19 protein-coding genes are annotated in these 20,978 nt (G+C 67.8%); all 19 read left to right on the top strand.

Translation table 11 applies throughout. The annotated features are described in order from the left end of the window. Window positions 1-41 precede the first annotated feature (41 nt). The gene (gene nusG, locus LO762_RS13935) at window positions 42-806 is read left to right on the top strand and encodes a transcription termination/antitermination protein NusG (RefSeq protein WP_230615061.1); all 765 of its coding nucleotides are present in this window, start codon (window positions 42-44) and stop codon (window positions 804-806) included. 206 nt (window positions 807-1,012) lie between these two features. Next, a complete protein-coding gene (gene rplK / locus LO762_RS13930; protein WP_123670031.1) occupies window positions 1,013-1,444 on the top strand; it encodes a 50S ribosomal protein L11 in 432 nt (143 codons plus the stop codon). 244 nt (window positions 1,445-1,688) lie between these two features. Further along, on the top strand, window positions 1,689-2,405 hold the full coding sequence (gene rplA, locus LO762_RS13925; protein WP_230615060.1) for a 50S ribosomal protein L1: 717 nt from the start codon (window positions 1,689-1,691) through the stop codon (window positions 2,403-2,405). A gap of 146 nt (window positions 2,406-2,551) precedes the next feature. Beyond that, a complete protein-coding gene (locus tag LO762_RS13920; protein ID WP_230615059.1) occupies window positions 2,552-3,364 on the top strand; it encodes a hypothetical protein in 813 nt (270 codons plus the stop codon). Window positions 3,365-3,460: 96 nt separating this feature from the next. Further along, window positions 3,461-4,270 carry an LppX_LprAFG lipoprotein gene (locus LO762_RS13915; RefSeq protein WP_230615058.1) on the top strand — a complete coding sequence of 270 codons (810 nt, stop codon included), beginning with the start codon at window positions 3,461-3,463 and terminating at the stop codon, window positions 4,268-4,270. 282 nt (window positions 4,271-4,552) lie between these two features. Then, window positions 4,553-5,104, top strand: a complete 552-nt coding sequence (rplJ, locus tag LO762_RS13910) for a 50S ribosomal protein L10 (protein ID WP_230615057.1) — start codon at window positions 4,553-4,555, stop codon at window positions 5,102-5,104. Between the two features lie 68 nt (window positions 5,105-5,172). Continuing rightward, a complete protein-coding gene (gene rplL / locus LO762_RS13905; RefSeq protein ID WP_230615056.1) occupies window positions 5,173-5,562 on the top strand; it encodes a 50S ribosomal protein L7/L12 in 390 nt (129 codons plus the stop codon). A 342-nt stretch (window positions 5,563-5,904) separates the two neighbouring features. Further along, window positions 5,905-6,915 carry an ABC transporter ATP-binding protein gene (locus LO762_RS13900; protein WP_230615055.1) on the top strand — a complete coding sequence of 337 codons (1,011 nt, stop codon included), beginning with the start codon at window positions 5,905-5,907 and terminating at the stop codon, window positions 6,913-6,915. A 123-nt stretch (window positions 6,916-7,038) separates the two neighbouring features. Next, window positions 7,039-7,737, top strand: a complete 699-nt coding sequence (locus LO762_RS13895) for an ABC transporter permease (protein WP_230615872.1) — start codon at window positions 7,039-7,041, stop codon at window positions 7,735-7,737. Beyond that, a complete protein-coding gene (locus tag LO762_RS13890) occupies window positions 7,737-8,552 on the top strand; it encodes an ABC transporter permease (protein WP_230615054.1) in 816 nt (271 codons plus the stop codon). The genes LO762_RS13895 and LO762_RS13890 overlap by 1 nt, the downstream gene beginning before the upstream one ends. Beyond that, window positions 8,553-9,821: an MCE family protein gene (locus tag LO762_RS13885; protein WP_230615053.1), complete on the top strand. Its 1,269-nt coding sequence runs from the start codon at window positions 8,553-8,555 to the stop codon at window positions 9,819-9,821. It abuts the gene before it with no gap. Beyond that, window positions 9,818-10,861 (top strand): MCE family protein, encoded by a 1,044-nt coding sequence (locus LO762_RS13880; protein WP_230615052.1) that lies wholly within the window; start codon window positions 9,818-9,820, stop codon window positions 10,859-10,861. Before LO762_RS13885 ends, LO762_RS13880 begins: the two co-directional genes overlap by 4 nt. Next, complete coding sequence (locus tag LO762_RS13875) at window positions 10,861-11,916, top strand: MCE family protein (protein ID WP_230615051.1); 1,056 nt, start codon at window positions 10,861-10,863, stop codon at window positions 11,914-11,916. Before LO762_RS13880 ends, LO762_RS13875 begins: the two co-directional genes overlap by 1 nt. After that, window positions 11,913-13,172 carry an MCE family protein gene (locus tag LO762_RS13870; protein ID WP_230615050.1) on the top strand — a complete coding sequence of 420 codons (1,260 nt, stop codon included), beginning with the start codon at window positions 11,913-11,915 and terminating at the stop codon, window positions 13,170-13,172. Before LO762_RS13875 ends, LO762_RS13870 begins: the two co-directional genes overlap by 4 nt. Next, a complete protein-coding gene (locus LO762_RS13865) occupies window positions 13,169-14,368 on the top strand; it encodes an MCE family protein (protein ID WP_230615049.1) in 1,200 nt (399 codons plus the stop codon). The genes LO762_RS13870 and LO762_RS13865 overlap by 4 nt, the downstream gene beginning before the upstream one ends. Next, window positions 14,365-15,741, top strand: coding sequence for an MCE family protein (locus LO762_RS13860; protein WP_230615048.1), 1,377 nt, complete (start codon window positions 14,365-14,367; stop codon window positions 15,739-15,741). Before LO762_RS13865 ends, LO762_RS13860 begins: the two co-directional genes overlap by 4 nt. Next, window positions 15,714-16,229 carry a hypothetical protein gene (locus tag LO762_RS13855; protein WP_230615047.1) on the top strand — a complete coding sequence of 172 codons (516 nt, stop codon included), beginning with the start codon at window positions 15,714-15,716 and terminating at the stop codon, window positions 16,227-16,229. Before LO762_RS13860 ends, LO762_RS13855 begins: the two co-directional genes overlap by 28 nt. Then, a complete protein-coding gene (locus LO762_RS13850) occupies window positions 16,226-17,020 on the top strand; it encodes a hypothetical protein (protein ID WP_230615046.1) in 795 nt (264 codons plus the stop codon). The genes LO762_RS13855 and LO762_RS13850 overlap by 4 nt, the downstream gene beginning before the upstream one ends. 487 nt (window positions 17,021-17,507) lie before the next feature. Beyond that, entirely contained in the window at window positions 17,508-20,978 is a 3,471-nt protein-coding gene (gene rpoB, locus LO762_RS13845; RefSeq protein ID WP_230615045.1) for a DNA-directed RNA polymerase subunit beta, read from the top strand.

Below are 20,978 nucleotides of genomic sequence, written 5' to 3'. Positions count from 1 at the left end.
GCGTTCCACCACACCGTTCCCGGAGAGAAAGAGTCACCGCCGTGTCCGAGTCCTCGCAGTTCCACGACGAGCTCCCGCAGGAGCCGCAGTCGGAGGAGGTTCCCGAGGAGACGGAGACCGCCGAGGCCGTCGAGGCCCAGGACGTCGAAGCCGGGACCGGGGAGCCGCAGGACGAGGCGGACGACCAGGACGAGGCGGAGGCCGCGCCCGCGGTCGACCCCGTCGCCGAGTACGCGCGCGAGCTGCGGCTGCTTCCGGGCGACTGGTACGTCATCCACTCCTACGCGGGGTACGAGAACCGGGTCAAGAGCAACATCGAGACCCGCACCACGACCCTGAACATGGAGGACTACATCTTCCAGATCGAGGTGCCCCAGCACGAGGTCACCGAGATCAAGGGCGGCAAGCGCCAGAAGGTCAACGAGAAGGTCCTGCCCGGCTACATCCTGGTGCGGATGGACCTGACCGACGAGTCCTGGAGCGCCGTCCGCAACACCCCGGGCGTCACCGGCTTTGTCGGCCTGTCGAACAAGCCGTCGCCGCTGAGCCTGGAAGAGGTCGCCAAGCTGCTCGCGCCCGAGGCCCCCGAGCAGGCGCAGGCCGCCAAGTCCGCCGCCACCAAGGTCGCCGCGACCGTCGACTTCGAGGTCGGCGAGTCCGTGACCGTCATGGACGGCCCCTTCGCGACGCTGCCCGCCACGGTCAACGAGATCAACCTGGACACCCAGAAGCTCAAGGTCCTCGTCTCGATCTTCGGCCGCGAGACCCCCGTCGAACTCTCCTTCAACCAGGTCTCGAAGATCTGACGTTCTCCCCGCGCACGCGGGGGTAGTCCGATCCGAGACCCGGCCTGACCCGGCTCGCCCGCCGGGTATCCTTCTAAGGTCTTCCCGCGCCTTCGGCGTCGGGGTTCAAGGGCTCCAACATCCCCGGCTCACGTTCCGGCCGGGGATGTTGCCTGTGCATGCAGGAGTCGGAGCCGAAATCACCCGGAACGGACAAGGATGGCGATATGCCTCCGAAGAGGAAAAAAGTCTCCGCGATCGTCAAGGTCCAGCTGAACGCTGGTGCCGCGACCCCCGCGCCGCCCGTCGGTACCGCGCTCGGTCCGCACGGCGTCAACATCATGGACTTCTGCAAGCAGTACAACGCTGCCACCGAAGCCCAGCGCGGCAACGTGATCCCGGTCGAGATCACGATCTACGAGGACCGCTCCTTCACGTTCGTCACCAAGACGCCGCCGGCGCCGCAGATGATCCTGAAGGCCGCCGGCATCGACAAGGGCTCCGCGGTCCCGCACAAGACCAAGGTCGGCTCCATCACCGAGGCCCAGCTCCGCGAGATCGCCGAGTTCAAGATGAAGGACCTCAACGCCAACGACATCGACGCCGCCGCGAAGATCATCGCCGGTACTGCTCGATCGATGGGGATTGAAGTCAAGTAAGGGAAGCATTCCTTTCGGGGGGGCCTTCCAGCACTTGATCGAGCAGTTGTGTTTTTTTGGCCGCGGCTCCGCCGCGGCGGGATCGGGCGCTTGCGAGCCCGGCGCCGCCCCTCCGGCCTTGGCGGCCTCCGGGGCGACACCGGGGCGCCCGATCCGGGTCGGGTAGACCAGCACAGAAGAAGAAACCGAGTGGTAGGGCCCGCGCGGTCCGTTATCACCACGACTTCCCAGGAAGGGGAAGCAGATGAAGCGCAGCAAGGCTTATCGGGCCGCGGCGGAGAAGATCAACGTGGACGAGCTGTACAGCCCGCTCGACGCGGTGCGGCTGGCCAAGGAGACCAAGGTCACCAAGTTCGACCCGACGATCGAGGTCAACACCCGGCTCGGGGTGGACCCGCGTAAGGCCGACCAGATGGTGCGCGGCACCGTCAACCTGCCGCACGGCACCGGCAAGACCGCCCGCGTGCTGGTCATCGCCGGTGGCGCCAAGGCCGACGAGGCGCGCGCCGCCGGTGCCGACTTTGTGGGCGCCGACGACGTGATCGAGCAGATCTCCGGCGGCTTCCTCGACTTCGACGCCGTGGTCGCGACCCCGGACATGATGGGCAAGGTCGGCCGGCTCGGCCGGGTGCTCGGTCCGCGCGGCCTCATGCCGAACCCGAAGACCGGCACCGTGACGATGGACGTGGCCAAGGCCGTCACCGACATCAAGGGCGGCAAGATCGAGTTCCGCGTCGACAGGCACGCCAACCTCCACTTCATCATCGGCAAGGCGTCCTTCGACGACCGCCAGCTCGTGGAGAACTACGCCGCCGCGATCGAGGAGATCCTCCGCCTCAAGCCGTCGGCCGCCAAGGGCCGCTACCTGAAGAAGGTCACCGTCACCTCGACGATGGCCCCCGGCATCCCGGTCGACCCGTCCGTCACCCGCGGCTTCACCGCCGAACTCGACGGCGAGTAGCACCCGCCGCCCCCAGGGGCGACGACAAGAGGCCCGTGGGCACCCGCCCACGGGCCTTCCGCTTTTCCCGGCGCCCGGCGGCTGCGGTTTGATCACAAAGGATCATTCTGGAAGGCGCACGCTGGTCATAACGGGAGAATTCGCCCATGAGGCGAGTTGTCGGCGTGGCGGCCGCGCTGATCCTTCTTCCGGGCCCGACCGGCTGCGCCAAGAGGCCGGAACCGCCCCCGGTGTCCGGGTTCGTCGGCGTCGGCCTGCTGTCGGGGCACGAGGCGATGGTCCGGGTGGCGACAGAAACGGACCAGGTGCGCTCCTACGCGTTCGACATCGAGATGGTGGGCGGGTTCCGCGCGCGGGGCAACGGCGAGGTGCGCCGCTTTCCCCGGTACGCGCTGCGGACCGAACTCGCCGAGGTCCCCTCCGCCCTGGGGAAGTCGCCCTGGAGCAGGGTACGGCTGGTCATCGTCGACGGCATGGCCTACGAGTGGCTGCCCAAGGGCGAGCGGACCTCGTCGAAGCCGTGGCTGAGCGTGCCGGTGGACGAGTACAACGACGCCGCCACGACGGACCCGGCACGCCCCTCCCTCCCGTTCCCGCAGTCCGACCCCTTCGCCGTCAGCCGGTTCCAGGCGGACTTCGGTGTGGTGACCAGGGCGGGCGAGGAGGAGCTGGACGGCGTCCCCACCGTGCTGTACCGGGCGGTGCTCGACCGGACGCGGGCCGGGCTGCGGTTCGACGACCCACGGGTCAAGGAGGCGTTCGAGTACGACTCGGCGACGTCGTCATACGTGACGTGGTTGTGGGTGGACGGGCAGGACCTGCTGCGGAAGGCCGTCATCCGGGCGGTGATGCCGGACGGCGAGGAGGTGACGATCACCGTGGTGTTCCGGGACTACGGGAAGCGGGTTGTGGTGAAGGCGCCGGCGCGTCAGCAGGTGGAGGCGTATCGGTCGGGGTGAGGGGAGGGTGGGTAGGTCGGGAGGCTGAGGGGGGTCGGGGTGGGTTGGTTCGGACGGGGGATGTGTTGGCGGGGTGGGGGAGGCAGACTTCGGGGTATGAAGAAGCTCGTCGCCGGTGCCGCGGTCGGCACCTCACTCGTTCTGGCGCTCAGCGCGTGCGCCGGCTCGGCGTCCGACTCCGCGCTGCCCGCCGAGAACGTCAGCGCCGTGGAGGCGCTCGACCAGGTCGTCGTCGAGACGGAGAAGGTCGAGACGTTCAGCGCCGACCTCACCGTGGACGGCGCCGGGAAGGCCCGGGGCTCCGGGTCGTTCCAGCTCAAGCCCGCTCCCGCGTTCACGGTCAAGCTCGACTCGTTCGAGTTCGCCGGGGTCAACGTCGGTGTCTCCGGCACCCGGTTGATCCTGCTCGACCAGACGCTCTACGTGCAGAACCAGCAGCTCGCGCAGTTCCTCGGCGGCGGCAAGCCCTGGGTGAAGATCACCGTCGGCGAGGCGGCGAGCGCCGCCGGGTTCGACCCGAACGCGCTGCTCAACCAGTTCCAGCAGGCCGACCCCGGCAAGCTGGCCAGGATCGTCTCCGACTCGACCGACGTGACGCGCGTCGGCACCGAGAAGATCGACGGCGTCGACACCGTGCACTACAAGGGCACCGTCGACATCAAGGACGCGATCACCAAGTACGACCCCGAGCTGAAGCAGGCGGCCGAGCAGCTCAGCAACGGCTCGGAGAAGCTCGGCTTCGACATCTGGACCGACGCCGCGAACCTGCCCCGCAAGGTCGTCACCGCCGTCACCACGACCGAGGGCCAGACCTTCAACGTCACCGTCGTCTTCCGCGACTACGACAAGCCAGTCTCGGTCACCCCGCCCCCCGCCGACCAGGTCGGCGACCTCCAGGTCCCCTGACCCACGCAACCACCCCAGACGAACGTCAGGGCCCCGGCAGCCGCGCCGCCGGGGCCCTCGCCCGTTACCAAGCATCTTGGGGAATCGTGTAGCCTGGCTAGTGCCGAAGACCGCTGGTTGCTGCCGCATGGCAGCCGAAGGGTCCTGAGTCCGCTCGGGACGGCCCGCGTAGGTGAACCCGAGCTTCACATGATCTTCTCCTGTGACGTCCCGTGTGCATCTGCGCCGGGGCGTTTTGTGCGTCCGGGGCCGGGGCGGTCACTACGTGGAAGAAGGAGTCCCATGGCGAGGGCGGACAAGGCAGCGGCCGTCGAGGAGCTGAAGAACGACTTCACCAGCTCCAGCGCGGCCGTGCTGACCGAGTACCGCGGGCTCACTGTGGCTCAGCTCAAGGAGCTGCGCCGCAGCCTCGGTGACACGGCGAAGTTCGCTGTCGTGAAGAACACGCTGACCAAGATCGCCGCGAAGGGCGCCGGCGTTGAGGGCCTGGACGCGCTGCTCCAGGGCCCCTCGGCGATCGCGTTCGTCAAGGGCGACGTGGTCGAGGCCGCGAAGGGCCTGCGCGAGTTCTCCAAGGCGAACCCCCTGCTGGTGATCAAGGGCGGCTACCTGGACGGCAAGTCCCTGGACGCCGACCAGGTCAGCAAGCTGGCCGACCTTGAGTCGCGCGAGGTGCTCCTCGCGAAGCTCGCGGGTGCGCTGAAGGCTTCGCAGAGCAACGCGGCCGCGCTGTTCAACGCGCTGCCGACCCAGCTGGCCCAGCTTTCGGAGGCCCTGCGCGTCAAGCGCGCCGAGGGCGCCGACACCGTCACCGAGGAGGCTCCGGCCGAATAAGGCCGGGCCTTCCGACCCCCGTGGTCAACAACAGACCTAAGCAATAAGCCATACCCGGAGGAAAGATCATGGCGAAGCTCAGCACCGAAGAGCTGCTCGACGCGTTCAAGGAGATGACCCTTCTCGAGCTGTCGGAGTTCGTGAAGCTGTTCGAGGAGACCTTCGACGTCAAGGCCGCCGCGCCCGTCGCGGTCGCCGCGCCCGGTGCCGCCGCCCCCGGCGCCCCGGCCGCCGCCGAGGAGGAGCAGGACGAGTTCGACGTCATCCTCGAGGCCGCTGGCGACAAGAAGATCCAGGTCATCAAGGAGGTCCGCGCGCTGACCTCGCTCGGCCTCAAGGAGGCCAAGGACCTGGTGGACGGCGCTCCCAAGCCGCTGCTGGAGAAGGTCAACAAGGAGGCCGCGGAGAAGGCCAAGGCCGCCCTTGAGGGCGCCGGCGCCACCGTCACGGTCAAGTAGGGCCCGCGCTCGTACGAGCGTCCAACGGCCGGTCACCCCGCACGGGTGGCCGGCCGTTTCGCGTGTGGTGAGTGTTCTTTTGGGTTGGGTGTAGAGACCGAGTCGCCCTTTTGTCACTGCTCAATAATCACGTCAGACCCGTAAGTAACGATTGTCTTACGTCGCCGTGTTTCGCCGCGAAAACCCCTCTCCGGCCCTTCCCTTTTGGTGATTCGGCACTAGATTAGTGAAACCGGACACAGGCTACTGGCCGGTAGTCACGTTGAGATCGCACCACGTGACGATGGAGCTGCTACTCGCTCATGAGATCCGGAATCCCCCCGGCTGGACGAGAGGTGACGAGTGGGCGTCGAAATTCGCGTCGAAGGGCTGACGAAGCGCTTCGGTCGTCAGACCATCTGGGAAGACGTCTCCCTGACGCTGCCCGCAGGCGAGATCTCAGTTCTGCTGGGCCCGTCGGGAACCGGTAAGTCCGTGTTCCTGAAGACCCTGGTCGGCCTGCTCAAGCCCGACCGCGGCAACGTCTGGATCGGCGACCGCAACCTGCCGCAGCTCCCCGAGGACCTGCTGTACGAGACCAGGAAGCTGTTCGGCGTCCTGTTCCAGGACGGCGCCCTGTTCGGCTCGATGAACCTCTTCGACAACATCGCGTTCCCCCTGCGCGAGCACACGAAGAAGAACGAGTCCGAGGTCAAGCGGATCGTCCAGGAGAAGATGGAGATGGTCGGCCTCATCGGGGCCGAGGGCAAGCTCCCGGGAGAGATCTCCGGCGGTATGCGCAAGCGCGCGGGCCTCGCGCGCGCGCTGGTGCTCGACCCCGAGATCATCCTGTTCGACGAGCCGGACTCCGGTCTCGACCCGGTCCGCACCGCGTACCTGAACCAGCTGATCGTCGACCTCAACGCCCAGATCGGCGCGACGTTCCTCATCGTCACGCACGACATCAACACGGCCCGCACCGTGCCGGACAACATCGGCCTGCTCTTCCGCAGGGAACTGATCATGTTCGGCCAGCGGGAGATGCTGCTGTCGTCGGAGGAGCCGGTGGTGCGCCAGTTCCTCAACGCGCGGCGGGTCGGCCCGATCGGCATGTCCGAGGAGAAGGACATCAGCGAGCTGGAGGCCGAGGCCAAGCTCGGCAGCGACCCGGGCAAGCTCCCGCCCATCGCCCCGCAGCTGATGCCGTCCGACGGACGGATCCGCCCCACCCAGCACGCGCCCGGCTCCTGGCTGCGCGCGCACGGCGTGACGCCGCCTCCCGGGTCGTTCATCGACGACCTGGGCCGGGACTGGGTGCAGGAGTGGCCCCGCTACGTGGCGAGCATGGGAGCTTCCGCCGGGAGAGGCTTGTAGATGAAAACGGCACGACACGGCGCAGCCTCGTCGAGGCTGCGCCCGGTCGCCGATGGCGCGTTCAATCTGCTGGTCAAGGAGCCCGGGCGGTTCTTCGCCCTGGCGCTCGACGTGTTCAGGGCGATGTTCCAGCGTCCGTTCCAGTGGCGCGAGTTCATCCAGCAGTCCTGGTTCATCGTCGGGGTCACCGTGGTCCCGACGGTGCTGGTGGCGATCCCGTTCGGCGGCATCCTGTCGCTGCAGATGGGCGGGCTCGTCCGGCAGTTGGGCGCGCAGTCCTACATCGGCGCGACGAGCGTCATCGCGATCGTCCGCGAGGTCAGTCCGATCGTCACCGCGCTGCTGGTCGCGGGCGCGGCGGGCTCGGCCATGTGCGCGGACCTGGGCGCGCGCAAGATCCGTGAGGAGATCGACGCGATGGAGGTGCTGGGCATCAACCCCCTGCACCGCCTCGTCGTGCCCCGGATGCTGGCGTGCGCGTTCATCGCGCTGTTCCTGAACGGCCTGGTGAGCGTCGTCGGCATCGTCGGCGGCTACGTGTTCAACGTGCTGCTGCAGGGCGGCACGCCGGGCGCCTACCTCGCGTCGTTCAGCGGCATCGCGCAGCTTCCCGACCTGTACCAGGCGGAGTTCAAGGCGTTCGTGTTCGGTCTGACGGCGGGGCTCGTCGCCGCCTACAAGGGCCTGAACGCCAAGGGTGGCCCGAAGGGCGTGGGCGACGCGGTGAACCAGACGGTGGTCATCACGTTCATGCTGCTCTTCCTGGAGAACACCCTGATCTCCGCGCTGTACCTGCAACTCGTCCCGGCGAAGGGCATGTGATGGCTTCCCTCGGCAAGCCGCTGGAGCGGCTGGACGACCTCGGCAGGCAGCTCTCGTTCTACGGGCGCGCGTTCGCGTGGTTCTTCAAGGCGATCACCCGCTACCGGACCGAGGTCCTGCGCCTGCTCGCGGAGGTGTCGCTGGGCACCGGCGGCCTCGCCGTCATCGGCGGCACCGCGGTGATCGTCGGCTTCATGACCTTCTTCACCGGCGTCGAGCTGGGCCTGCAGGGCTTCAAGTCGCTGGACCAGATCGGCACCTCGGCGTTCACCGGCTTCATCGCGTCGTACTTCAACACGCGGGAGCTGGCGCCGCTGGTGAGCGCGCTCGCCCTGTCGGCGACGGTCGGCTGCGGCTTCACCGCGCAGCTCGGCGCGATGCGGATCTCGGACGAGATCGACGCCCTCGAGGTGATGGCCGTCCCGTCGCTGCCGTTCCTGGTCTCGACCCGTCTGGTGGCGGGCCTCATCGCGGTCATCCCGCTGTACGTCATCGGCCTGCTCGCCTCGTACGTGGCGACGCGGTTCGTGGTGACGGTGTTCTTCGGCCAGTCCGGCGGGACGTACGACCACTACTTCAACCTGTTCCTGTTGCCCTACGACATCCTGTGGTCCTTCGGGAAGGTGTTGATCTTCGCGACGCTCGTCATGTTGATCCACTGCTACTACGGCTACCACGCGTCCGGCGGCCCCGCCGGGGTGGGTGTGGCGGTCGGTCGCTCGGTGCGGACCAGCCTGGTGACGATCAACGTGCTCGACCTGCTGCTCGGCATCGCGATCTGGGGCAGCAGCACGACCGTGAGAGTGGCGGGGTAGATGAGCGAGAAGATCAAACTCCGAGTGCTCGGAGTCGCCTTCCTTGTCGTGTGCGCCCTGCTGCTCGCGCTGTGCATCGCGTTCTACCAGAAGGCGTTCACCTCGGTCGTGACGGTCCGCTTCACCAGCGACCGGGCCGGGCTCCAACTGTTGGAGCACTCGGACGTCAAGATCCGCGGGCTCGTCGTCGGCGAGGTCCGCAAGATCGAGTCCGACGGTTCCGGCGCGGTGATCGAGCTGGCGATCCAGGAGGACAAGGCGCGGTTCGTGCCGTCGAACGCGACGGGCAGGCTGCTGCCGAAGACGCTGTTCGGTGAGAAGTACGTGGACCTCGCGGTGCCCGCCCAGCCCGCCCAGCCCGTCCGGGACGGGGTGGTGCTGCGGCAGGACACCTCGGCCGAGACCGTCGAGATCAACAAGGTCCTCGACGACGTGCTTCCGCTGCTGGAGGCGGTCGAGCCGGCGAAGCTGCAGGCGACGCTCAACGCGATAGCGACGGCCCTGGACGGCCGCGGCGACCAGCTCGGGCAGAACCTGGAGAAGCTGGACAAGCTGCTCGGCAAGGTCAACCCCGAGCTGAAGCAGCTGATCTACGACATCAACGCGCTCGGTGACGTGTCGGACGTCTACGCCGACATCACCCCCGAGTTCATGCGGGCGCTGCGGAACCTCAACGTGACGTCCGGGACGATCGTGGACAAGGAGGCGGCCATCGAGTCGCTGATCCCCGCGGTCACCAAGGTGTCGGACAAGGGCACCCGCTTCATGTTCGACAACGGCAACAAGATCATCGGCGTGAACATCGCGTCCAAGCAGGTGCTTCAGCTCCTCGCGACGTACTCGCCGTCGTTCCCGTGCATCTTCGAGGGCCTCGACATCATGGTCGACCGCGGCGACGACGCCTTCGGCAACAACACGCGGCCGTCGTCGAACCTCTACATCGAGATCGTGAAGCCGCGCCCGGCCTACAAGTACCCGCTCGACCTGCCCGAGGCCAAGGACTACCGCAAGCCCCGGTGCTACGGCCTGCCGAACCCCAAGGTGCCCTTCCCCGACTACGTCGCGCTGGACGGCACCGAGGACAACATCTGGTGGAAGCAGCGCGGCATGACCGACCTGTTCGTGCAGCCGGGTGCGGACATCAGCCAGAAGGACCTCGTGAAGGCCCTGGCCGCGCCCACCCTCCAGCAGAACGCCGACGAGGTCCCCGACTTCGCGACACTGCTGTTCGGCCCCCTGGTCGGCGGCAAGGTGGTGACCCTCAAGTGAGCGAGAACAAGCGCACCGCCACGGCGGGCCTCAAGCTCCTCGTGTTCGTCGCGGTCAGCTCGATGCTGACCGGCATCCTCGCCGTCGCCATCGCGAACCGCACGTTCGGCCCGACGACCGAGTACCGCGCCGTCTTCACCGACGCGACGAGCCTGCTCAAGGGCGACGAGGTCAGGGTGTCCGGCGTCCGCGTCGGCCAGGTGACCGGCGTCGAGCTGAAGGACGGCACACACGCGCTGGTGTCCTTCAGCGTCGAGAAGGCGGGCCCGTTCACCCGCGGCCTGCCCAAGAGCACAACGGCGGCGATCCGGTACCGCAACCTCATCGGCACCCGGTACCTCGCGCTCGCCGAGGGCCCCGGGACGTCCGGCGAGATGCTGCGGCCCGGCGAGGCGCTGCCCGACACGCAGACCACCGAGGCGCTCGACCTCACCGTGCTGTTCAACGGCTTCCGGCCGCTGTTCGACGCGCTGCGGCCGGACGACGTCAACCAGCTCGCCATGCAGATCATCACGGTCCTGCAGGGTGAGGGCGGCACGATCAACAGCCTGCTCGGCCACGTGGCGTCGCTGACGAACACGCTCGCCGACCGGGACGAGGTGATCGGCAGGGTCATCACCAACCTCAGCGAGGTGCTGGGGACGGTGTCGGCCCGCACCGACCAGACGAGCAGGCTGATCAAGGAGCTGAACGGCTTCGTCAGCGGCGTGTCCGAGGACCGGGTGGCGATCTTCGACGCGCTCGCGTCGATGAACACCCTCGCCGACGTCACCGCCGACCTGCTCGTGGACGCCCGCCCGTCGCTGAAGACGGACATCGACGGCCTGAACGAGCTGACCCGCACCTTCGCCAAGAACGGCAAGCTGCTGGACCGGAAGATCGACGGAACCACGGAGCGGCTGGAGAAGCTGGGCCGGACCTCCTCCTACGGGTCCTGGTTCAACTACTACCTCTGCTCGATGGACGCGCGGATCGTGCTCCCCGGCGCACCGGCGTACTACACGCCGAAGCTCGTCAACGACAACGCGAGGTGCAAGTAGTGAAGCCGTTCAGGGAGAGGAACCCCGCGGTCCTGGGGACCGTCGCGCTGGCCGGAATCACCGCGGGCATCGTGCTCGCGCTCAACCTCGACAGCCTCCCGGTCATCGGCGCCGGCACGACCTACCACGCGCACTTCGCCGAGGCCGCGGGCCTCAAGGAGGGCGAGGAGGTCCGGATCGCGGGCGTCAAGGTCGGCAAGGTGACCGGGCTCGACCTCGACGCGGGCAAGGTCCGCGTCGACTTCAAGATCGACGAAGGTGTGCACGTCGGCGAGGCGTCGGTCGTGCACATCAAGATCAAGACGCTGCTCGGCGCGCACTACCTGGCGCTCGACCCGATCGGGAAGCGGGCCCAGAAGCCCGGCCAGGTCATCCCGGTGACCAGGACGCACACCCCCTACGAGGTGGTCCCCGCGCTGTCCGACCTGACCGAGAACGTCGAGGCGATCGACACCGACCAGCTCGCGAAGTCCTTCGACACCCTGTCGGAGACCTTCGAGAACTCGCCGGAGGAGATCAAGGCGTCCCTGCGGGGCCTGCGCCGGATCTCCGAGACGATCTCCAGCCGCGACGACGACCTCGCCCTGCTCATCGACCGGGCCCGCGACGTCACCGAGGCGCTCGACCAGCGCAAGGGCGACCTCGTGTCGATTGTCCGTGAGGGCGACCGGGTGCTCCAGGCCGTGAAGGCGCGGCGGCAGACGATCCACGACCTGCTCGTCAACACCTACGCGCTGGCCCAACAGCTCAACGCGGTGATCGACGAGAACGAGGACGAGATCAAGCCGCTGCTCGCCAACCTGCAGAAGGTGACCGACATCCTCCTGGACAACAGGAAGAACCTGGACCGGATGGTCCAGCTCATGTCGGTCTACAGCAAGCAGTTCGCGGACGCCACAGGTACCGGCCGGTGGTTCGACAGCTACATCCAGAACCTCCTGCCCGTCCCGGTGTCGATCGGGGAGCCGTCCACCGACAGACCGACCAAGAAGAAGGGCTCGGGCGGCGAGAAGAACAACAAGCCCGCCGACGGCCCGCTTCCGCTGCTCCCGTGAGGTCACCAGTGCGAACCTTCTTCAAAGCCTTGGTGCCGCTCGTGGTCGCCGCCCTGGCCGTCACGGCAGTGGTGCTGTTCTGGCCCGGCGAGCGCATGCACCGCGTCACCGCCTACTTCAAGAGCGCCGTGGGCCTCTACCCGGGCGCCGACGTGCGCATCCTGGGCATCCCGGTCGGCTCGGTCGAGTCCGTCACGCCCGTGGGCAAGACGGTCAGGGTCGAGCTGGTCTACGAGGCCAAGCGCAAGGTCCCCAAGGACGCGAAGGCCGTGGTCGTCGCCCAGTCCCTGGTGTCCGACCGGTTCGTCCAGCTCACCCCGGCCTACCCCGGGACGGGCCCGACGATGGGCGACGGCGCGATCCTCGCCGTCAGCCAGACCGACACCCCGGTCGAGGTCGACCAGATCGCGGCGAGCCTCAACGAGCTGTCGCTCGCGCTCGGCCCGGACGGCGCCAACGCCGAGGGCTCGCTGTCGCGCCTCCTGGAGGTCGCGGCCGCCAACCTGGACGGCACCGGCGAGGACTTCAACGAGACTGTCAAGGACTCCGCCCGGATCCTGTCGACGCTCGGTGAGAACCAGGACGACATCGTCGCGACGATCCAGAACCTGGAGGGCGTCACGACGGCGCTCGCCAGCAACGACACGCAGGTCAGGCAGTTCATCCAGCACCTGTCGGACGTGTCGGTCCAGCTCAACGGGGAGAAGGAGGAGCTCAGCGCCGCGCTGAAGATCCTCGCGCCGACGCTGGACAACGTCACCCGGTTCGTCAAGGCCAACCGCAAGCAGCTCTCCGGCAACGTGCACGACCTCGCCGAGGCGACCGCGATCCTGGTCAAGCGGCAGAAGGAGTTCGGCGAGTTCCTCGTCTACGCGCCGCAGGCCATCAGCAACATGACGCGGGCCTACGACCCGATCTCCGGCTCGCTGCACACCCGCGCGAACTTCCGGATGCTGAAGAACCCGGCGGACTGGATCTGCTCCCTCGCCTACTCACTCGGCACCCCCGCCGAGGAGTGCCTGGACACGCTCGCGCCCATCAGCGGCGGCCTGCCGTTCGCCCTGCACCTGGACATCTCCTGGATCACGGCGATGACCACGACCTACAACCCCGAGCCGCTGCCGCCGGACGCCTACGGGCCGAACGGGAAGCCCGGCAAGTCCAAGTCCAAGGGCAAGAAGGACGGCACGCCCACCACGTCCGACCAGACCGACCAGACGCTCGGCGGCCTGTTCAGCACGGGAGGCACCCCATGAGACGGTTCGCTCTCGCGCTCGCCGGAACGTCACTCGCCCTCGCGGGCTGCGGCTTCCAGGGCGTGCAGTCGATCCCGCTGCCCGGCGGCCCCGACCTCGGCGACGACCCCTACAAGGTCGCGATCGAGTTCGAGAACGTGCTCGACCTCGTGCCGCAGTCCACCGTCAAGGTCAACGACGTGTCGGTCGGCCGGGTCGAGGACGTCGAACTGGACGGCTGGCGCGCCCGCGTCACCGTCAAGATCAACGGTTCGGTCAAGCTGCCCGACAACGCGGTCGCCAGGATCAGCCAGACGACGCTGCTGGGCGAGAAGTACGTCGAGCTGAGCGCGCCCGAACAGGGCGCCGTCGGCGAGCTGTCCGACGGCGACCAGATCCTGATGGCGGCCAGCTCCAGCAGCACCGAGGTGGAGGAGGTGCTCTCCGCGCTGTCGCTGCTGCTGAACGGCGGCGGCATCCAGCAGATCTCCACCATCACCAAGGAGCTCAACGCGGCGATGTCGGGCCGCGAGCAGTCGATCAAGTCCGTGCTGAAGCGGATCGACACGTTCGTCGGCACGCTCGACAAGCAGCGGCACACGATCACCGACGCGCTCGACAAGATCGACAGGCTGCTGGTGAAGCTGGAGGCCGAGAAGGAGACGATCGCCGACACGATCGAGGCGACCGAGCCCGCGATCTCGGTGCTCCGGCAGAACCAGAAGGACCTGACCAAGATGCTGGTCAGCCTGGAGAAGTTCGGCGACGTCAGCACGCACGTGATCAGGAGCTCCAAGAAGGACCTCCTGACCAACCTGAAGAACCTCCAGCCGGTCCTGAAGAACCTGAACAAGGCCGGCGACCTGGTGCCTGAGCACGCCGTGTCGGTGGTGACGTTCCCGTTCACCGACGCCTTCTCCAACACCGTCAGGGGCGACTTCGCCAACATGAACATGACGGTCTCGCTGGACTTCGAGGAACTCGCGCACAACCTCCTCACCGGCACCGACCTCGACCCCGCGCTCGGCGAGTCGCTGGCGAAGCAGGGCCAGGCGCTCCGCGACCTGCTCGCGCCGCCCGGCATCAGCGTCACCCAGACGCCGCCCGGCGTGCTCGGCGTCGGCGACGAGGCGGGCCCCGGCTCGATCCTCCCGTCCATCGGCCTCGGCACCGGCGACGCGGCCCTCCAGTCCCTGCTGATGGGAGGACTCTCGTGATCCTCAAACCGGGCGTCAAGATCCAGCTCCTGGTCTTCCTGATCGTCACGATCCTCGGGGTGTCCTACACCCTGGTCAGGTACGTGGGCGTCGGCGGCGGCGTGTTCAACCAGACCTACAAGGCGTACGTGACGCTTCCGGACGCCGGAGGCGCGTTCAGCAACTCCGAGGTGACCTACCTGGGCGTCCCCGTCGGCCGGGTCGGACCGATCGACCTGACCGGCGACGGCGTCAAGATGGAACTGGTGCTCGACAAGGGCCTGAAGATCCCGCGCGACTCGATCGCCGTCGTCGCCAACCGCTCGGCGGTCGGCGAGCAGTACGTCGACCTCCAGCCGCGCAGCGACAAGGGCCCCTTCCTCGACGAGGGCGGCACCCACACGTTCCCGCCGGCCGACACCCGGACCCCGGTCCGCACCGCCGACCTGCTGCGCAACCTCGACAAGGCGGTCACCTCGGTGAACGTCGAGCACCTGCGGACGATCGTGGACGAGGCGTACCTGGCGTTCAACGGCGTCGGCGACGACCTCCAGTCGATCCTCGACAACAGCGGGAAGATCATCGACTCGGCGGACGAGAACTTCGACACCACCTCGAAGCTGCTCGACAGCGGCGGCACCGTGCTGGACGCCCAGCGCGACAACGGCGGCTCGCTGCGGACCTTCGCCCGCAACCTGGCGCTGCTCACCGAGTCGATCAAGAACGACGACCCGGCCATCCGGGCGGACATCGACGCGATCGAACCCGCCGTGGACGAGGCCGACGCGCTCATCGACGGGCTGTCGGGCGACCTGCCCGTCCTGCTCGCCAACTTCACCTCGCTCGGCCAGGTCATGACCGCGCGGCAGGACGGCGTCCGGTCGCTGCTGATCTCGTTCCCGTTCACCATCGCGGGTTCCCAGACCGTCCTGCCGGGCGACGGCTACCAGCACCTCGGCCTCGCGCTGAACATCGACGAGCCCGAGCCCTGCACCGACGGCTACGAGGGCACCAAGCCGCGCTGGCCGCAGCAGACCAAGAACCTGCCCGCCCGCACGGACGTCGGCTGCACGTCCAAGGACAGGAAGCAGGCGGTCCGCGGCCACAAGAACGCGCCGAAGCCGCTTCCGGACCTCGCGCTGCCCCCCGGCGCGCTGGACGGCGCGGGCGAGCCGCCCGCGGCGAGCACCCGGCTGAACACGGACGACATCGACGAGGACATCGTCTACCAGGCGCATTCGTCCAAATCGGTCTTCGTCACCGGCTACGATCCGACCTCCGGCAAGTACGTCGGGCCGGACGGCGTGACCTACACGATCGGTTCCTCCGGCGGAGCCCAGAACCTATTGGGGGACGAGTCATGGAAGTGGCTTCTTCTCGGGCCGCTGTCCTGAGCGGGGTCCGGACGCGGATGGCGCTGGCGGGGGTGCTCGCGGTGCTCGCCGCCGCGCTGCTCGCCGGCACCATCGTGCTCGGGATGAAGGCGGCGTCCGCGTCGCGGGAGGCCACGTGGCGGGACGAGGCGCTCGCCGCGGGCCGCCAGACGGCGCTGAACATGATGACCTTGGACTACCGGACGGTCAACGACGACATGAAGCGGGTGCTTTCCAGCACCACCGGGGCCGCCAAGGACCAGTACGCGTCCAACGCCGACACGTTCGTCGCGGAGATCACCAAGACGCAGGCGACGTCGCAGGCGCAGGTGCTCAGCGCCGGGCTGACCGGCGGCGACGGCGACTCGGCGGAGGTGATCGTCGCGGTGTCCGCGGTCGTCACCAACCCGCAGGTGCCGCAGGGCACGCCCCGCTACATGCGGTTCGTGTTCGACGTGACCAACGTCGACGGCAAGTGGCTCGTCTCGAAGTTCGGAGTTGCCCAGTGAGCGAAGCGACCGACACCGCGGCGGCCACGCCCGCCGACGCGGAACCGGAGATCGACGGCCAGCTCTCCCTCATCGGCGCCGCCGACGACTCGGACACCACGGACGCCACGGATACCGGCAAGGCCAAGGCGAAGCCCGCCGAGCCCGACGACGAGGACGACGAGCCCGAGGCCAAGGCCGTCTCGACCAAGAAGGCAGCCGCCGACGCCGACAAGGCCGACGCCGCGGAGTCCGAGGCCGAGGTCATCGAGAGCCCGAAGGCGAAGAAGGCCGTCAGGTCCGCCAAGAGGCCCGTGAAGGCGGGGTCCGATGGCGGGGTGCCGGGGTGGGTTCTGGTCGTCCTGGGCGCCCTCGTGGTCGCGCTGGGCGTGTCCACCGGGCTGCTGTGGTCGAACACCCGGGGCACGCTGAGCCAGGACCAGATCGACAAGGCGGTGCGCACCGCCGCGTCCACGGCCCAGCACATCTCCTCGTGGGACTACCGGACGATCAAGCAGGACGTCGCGGTGGTCCTGGACGAGACGACCGGCGACTTCCACAAGGCGTACGAGGCGAGCGCGGAGAAGCTGCTGCAGACCGCGCCCGAGCAGCAGGCCGTCACGGTCGGCCTGACGAGCAAGGCGGGCGTCGAGGCGGTCCGGGACGACGGCTCGGTGACGGTCCTGGTCTTCCTCAACCAGCAGACGACCAGCAAGGACGCCGACCCGCACATCGAGCAGCACCGGCTCCGGCTGACCATGGTGGAGAAGGACGGCCTGTGGCTGGTGTCCAAGCTGGAGGTGCTCGGCTGACGGCCGAGCCCGAACGCCCGGAACAGCCCGGTCAAGATCTTTTTACCGGCCCCTGGAGGACCCCTCAACGGGAGGGGTCCTTCGCCGTTTCGGAACCTGCGGATTTGTGGTTATTCCATGTGACTCACGTCTCTAAACTATGAGGCTTGTCACTGCTGCTCAGAGCCCGAAAAGTCCCTGTGCGGCCTTGACTTGGCCGCCCGTAAGGGCGATGCTGCGAGGCAACTGTGATGTGCATAGCGTCTGTAGGCTTGCAAGCAGTGTGGCAGTCGGCTACACTGCCCCTTTGCGCTGCCCTTTAGCTATCCTCCGTGCAACCATGCCGTGATCTTGGTCGGGGCTCGCCGTCCGTACAGGGCTTCTCGGGGATCCACAGTGAGACCGAGCGACCCGCTACGAGCGGTGGACTCCGACCGGCGACACGGGTTTTTCGGGGATGCATTGGCGTGCACGCCCGTACCGCCGCGAGCCCTCGGAAGGACCACTCTTGGCAGCCTCGCGCAACGCCTCGAAGACCCTGACCGGTCCGAACCGCGTCTCCTTCGCGCGCATCAATGAGCCGCTGGAAGTCCCGGATCTTCTCGCTCTCCAGACAGAGTCGTTCGACACTCTGCTCGGCAATGAGCGTTGGAAGAACCGGGTGAAGGCGGCCCAGGATGCCGGTCGCAAGGATGTACCGACCCAGTCGGGTCTCGAAGAGATCTTCGAGGAGATCAGTCCCATCGAGGACTTCTCCGGGACCATGTCCCTCTCGTTCCGGGACCACCGGTTCGAGCCGCCCAAGTACTCGGTCGACGAGTGCAAGGACAAGGACATGACCTACTCCGCCCCCATGTTCGTCACGGCGGAGTTCATCAACAACACCACCGGCGAGATCAAGAGCCAGACGGTGTTCATGGGTGACTTCCCGCTCATGACGCCCAAGGGCACCTTCATCATCAACGGCACCGAGCGCGTCGTCGTCTCGCAGCTCGTCCGCTCCCCCGGTGTCTATTTCGACCGCCAGCTCGACAAGACGTCCGACAAGGACATCTACGGCTGCAAGGTCATCCCGTCCCGGGGCGCCTGGCTGGAATTCGAGATCGACAAGCGCGACAACGTCGGCGTGCGCATCGACCGCAAGCGCAAGCAGGGCGTCACCGTCCTGCTCAAGGCGCTCGGCTGGGACGACGAGCGCATCCGCGAGCGCTTCGGCCAGTACGAGTCGATGAACATCACCCTGGAGAAGGACCACACGTCCGGCCAGGACGAGGCGCTGCTCGACATCTACCGCAAGCTGCGGCCGGGTGAGCCGCCGACCAAGGAGTCGGCGCAGACGCTGCTCAACAACCTGTACTTCAACCCCAAGCGCTACGACCTCGCCAAGGTCGGCCGCTACAAGGTGAACAAGAAGCTCGGCCTGGGCCTGGAGATGCACCAGGGCACGCTGACCGAGGACGACATCGTCGCGACGATCGAATACCTGGTCCGCCTGCACGCCGGCGAGGAGGAGTTCACCGCGACCGACGGCCGCACCCTGCCCGTCGAGGTCGACGACATCGACCACTTCGGCAACCGGCGCCTGCGCTCGGTCGGCGAGCTCATCCAGAACCAGGTCCGGCTCGGCCTGGCCCGGATGGAGCGCGTCGTCCGTGAGCGGATGACCACCCAGGACGTCGAGGCGATCACCCCGCAGACCCTGATCAACATCCGCCCGGTCGTGGCGTCGATCAAGGAGTTCTTCGGCACCTCGCAGCTCTCGCAGTTCATGGACCAGACCAACCCGCTCGCGGGCCTGACCCACAAGCGGCGCCTGTCCGCGCTGGGTCCGGGCGGTCTGTCCCGCGAGCGCGCCGGCATGGAGGTCCGTGACGTCCACCCGTCGCACTACGGCCGCATGTGTCCGATCGAGACGCCGGAAGGCCCGAACATCGGCCTCATCGGCTCGCTCGCCGCGTTCGGCAGGGTGAACCCGTTCGGCTTCATCGAGACGCCGTACCGCAAGGTCATCGACGGCAAGGTCACCGACCAGATCGACTACCTGACCGCCGACGAGGAGGACAGGTTCGTCAAGGCGCAGGCCAACTCGCTGCTCAACACCGACGGCACCTTCGCCGAGGCCCGGGTCCTGGTCCGCACCAAGGGCGGTGAGACCGAACTGGCGCGCGCCAGCGAGGTCGACTACATGGACGTGTCCGCGCGGCAGATGACCTCGGTCGCCACCGCGATGATCCCGTTCCTGGAGCACGACGACGCCAACCGCGCGCTCATGGGCTCGAACATGCAGCGCCAGTCCGTCCCGCTGCTGCGCAGCGAGGCGCCGCTGGTCGGCACCGGCATGGAGTACCGCGCCGCCACCGACGCGGGCGACGTCATCACCTCCGACAAGGCGGGTGTGGTCGAGGAGGTCTCCGCCGACTACATCACCGTGATGAACGACGACGGCACCCGCCAGACGTACCGGGTCGCCAAGTTCAAGCGGTCCAACCAGGGCACCTGCTTCAACCAGAAGCCCATCGTCGACGAAGGCCAGCGCGTGGAGGCCGGGCAGGTCCTCGCCGACGGCCCCTGCACCGACCAGGGCGAGATGGCCCTCGGCAAGAACCTCCTCGTGGCGTTCATGCCGTGGGAGGGCCACAACTACGAGGACGCGATCATCCTGTCGCAGCGCCTCGTGCAGGACGACGTGCTGTCCTCGATCCACATCGAGGAGCACGAGGTCGACGCCCGCGACACCAAGCTGGGCCCCGAGGAGATCACCCGGGACATCCCGAACGTCTCCGAGGAGGTCCTGGCCGACCTCGACGAGCGCGGCATCATCCGGATCGGCGCCGACGTCGTCACCGGCGACATCCTCGTCGGCAAGGTCACGCCCAAGGGCGAGACCGAGCTGACCCCCGAGGAGCGGCTGCTGCGCGCGATCTTCGGTGAGAAGGCGCGCGAGGTCCGCGACACCTCCCTCAAGGTGCCGCACGGCGAGTCCGGCAAGGTGATAGGCGTCCGGGTGTTCTCCCGCGACGAGGGCGACGAGCTGCCGCCCGGCGTGAACGAGCTGGTCCGCGTCTACGTCGCCCAGAAGCGCAAGATCACCGACGGTGACAAGCTCGCGGGCCGGCACGGCAACAAGGGCGTCATCTCCAAGGTCCTGCCGGTCGAGGACATGCCGTTCCTGGAGGACGGCACCCCTGTCGACATCGTTCTGAACCCGCTCGGTGTTCCTGGACGTATGAACGTCGGCCAGGTCCTGGAGACCCACCTCGGGTGGGTCGCCTCGCGCGGCTGGAAGATCGAGGGCGACGACGCCGACTGGAAGCGCCAGCTGAAGGGCATCGGCCTGGAGGAGGCCGAGCCGTGGACCAACACGGCGACCCCGGTCTTCGACGGCGCGCACCAGGAGGACGTCCAGGGCCTGCTGGACAGCACGATCCCGAACCGCGACGGCAACCGCATGGTCGGCCCCGGCGGCAAGGCCAGGCTGTTCGACGGCCGCTCCGGCGAGCCGTTCAAGGACCCGATCTCGGTCGGTTACATCTACATCCTGAAGCTGCTGCACCTCGTGGACGACAAGATCCACGCCCGGTCCACCGGCCCGTACTCGATGATCACCCAGCAGCCGCTGGGCGGCAAGGCGCAGTTCGGCGGCCAGCGGTTCGGCGAGATGGAGGTGTGGGCGCTGGAGGCGTACGGCGCCGCCTACGCCCTGCAGGAGCTGCTGACCATCAAGTCCGACGACGTCCTGGGCCGCGTGAAGGTCTACGAGGCGATCGTCAAGGGCGAGAACATCCCCGAACCCGGCATCCCCGAGTCCTTCAAGGTCCTCATCAAGGAGATGCAGTCGCTCTGCCTGAACGTCGAGGTGCTGTCCAGTGACGGCATGAACATCGAGCTGCGGGACAGCGACGAGGACGTCTTCCGGGCGGCGGAAGAGCTGGGCATCGACCTGTCGCGGCGCGAGCCGTCCAGCGTCGAGGAAGTCTGA

This window comes from Actinocorallia sp. API 0066 (assembly GCF_020991275.1).
In the GTDB taxonomy this organism is placed as follows: Bacteria; Actinomycetota; Actinomycetes; order Streptosporangiales; family Streptosporangiaceae; genus Actinocorallia.
This window is presented reverse-complemented; position numbering and strand designations above follow the sequence as displayed.